Raw genomic sequence first — 1,627 nt, 5'->3', positions numbered from 1 at the left:
ACCCTCGACGATGTAGATCTCGCACTTGCCCGGGTCCTTCGACCGGCAGTCGGCCAGCTTGCCCGGCAGTCCGCCCAGGTCGGTCGCCGACTTGCGACGCACCAGCTCGCGCGCCTTACGGGCGGCCATGCGGGCCTGTGCCGAGGACACCGCCTTCTGCACGATGGTCTTCGCGTCGGCCGGATTGGCCTCGAACCAGTGCTGCAGGTGCTCGTTGCAGGCACGCTGCACGAACGACTTGACCTCGGTGTTGCCGAGCTTGGTCTTGGTCTGGCCCTCGAACTGCGGCTCGCCGACCTTGACGCTCACGATGGCGGCCAGGCCCTCGCGGATGTCGTCACCGGTGAGGTTGCCGTCCTTCTCCTTGAGGAGCTTCTTCTCCTTGGCGTACTTGTTGACCACCGTGGTGAGCGCCGCGCGGAAGCCCTCTTCGTGGGTGCCGCCCTCATGAGTGTTGATCGTGTTGGCGAAGGTGTGGACCGACTCGGAGTAGCCCGAGTTCCACTGCATCGCGACCTCGAGCTCGTGGCCGGTGCCCTTGACCGTGTAGCCGACGACCGAGTTGTGGATGGCCGACTTGGTGCGGTTGATGTGGCGGACGAAGTCCACCAGGCCGCCCGGGTAGTGGTAGGTGCGGGTCTTCACCTTGTGCTCGACCGCTTCGGCGGCGACCTCCTCGGCGTGCTTGGGCGCCTCGGCGGTCTCACTGACCACTTCGTCGGTCACGTCGCCGACGGCGACCCGCTCGTCGGTGAGCTTGATGGTGAGGCCCTTGTTCAGGAAGGCCATCTCCTGCAGGCGCCGCGCCACGGTCTCGAAGTTGTAGGTCGTGGTCTCGAAGATGTCGGGATCGGCCCAGAATCGCACCGTGGTGCCGGTGACCTTGGTCGGCTCGCCCTGCGCCAGCTTGCCGGGCTTGGCGTCCTTGTAGGTCTGGGTCCAGTGGTAGCCGTCGACGTCGATCTCGACCTCGACCTTGGTCGAGAGCGCGTTCACCACCGAGATACCGACACCGTGCAGACCACCCGACACCGCGTAGGAGTCGGAGTCGAACTTGCCACCGGCGTGCAGCTGGGTCATGACGACCTCGATCGTGGGCACGCCCTGTGCGTGCATCCCGACCGGGATACCACGGCCGTCGTCGATCACCTCGACGCCGCCGTCGGCGAGCAAGGTCACCTCGACCTTGGTGGCGTAGCCGGCCATCGCCTCATCGACCGAGTTGTCCACAACCTCCCAGATGAGGTGGTGCAGACCGCGTTCACCGGTGGAACCGATGTACATGCCAGGGCGCTTGCGCACCGCCTCGAGGCCTTCGAGGACCGTGATGGAAGAGGCACCGTAGCCTGAATTGTTGCCCGATGCGTTGGAGTCGTTGGCAGCCACTTCTCGGTAGCTCTCCTTACTTGCTGATCCCTGGCGCAGCGATCCGGGCAGCACGCGCACGGCTCGGAAAGAGCCATCGAATATCACGGACTGCACAGCACGCGCCGAGGGTTCGCCGCTGGTTACGTCACCATCCTACTGGTAAGCCCAACTTACAGTGCACCTACGACACCCCTGGCTTCGCCGTGAATGCAAGAAATCGTCCGACCGCGAGGCGGTTCCGCCTCCTCGGGTATTTTGC

The 1,627-nt window shown here is 64.9% G+C and carries 1 protein-coding gene; it reads right to left on the bottom strand.

The window, feature by feature from the left end; genetic code table 11:
• A partial coding sequence (locus ACFWF3_RS35195) for an ATP-binding protein (protein WP_379318442.1) occupies positions 1 to 1,386 on the bottom strand: 1,386 nt, incomplete at its 3' end.
• Positions 1,387 to 1,627: the final 241 nt, after the last annotated feature.

The sequence above is a fragment of the Nocardia sp. NPDC060220 genome (assembly GCF_042727815.1).
GTDB lineage: Bacteria > Actinomycetota > Actinomycetes > Mycobacteriales > Mycobacteriaceae > Nocardia.
The sequence above is the reverse complement of the archived record's forward strand: the minus strand, read 5'-3'. Positions and strand labels throughout refer to the sequence as shown.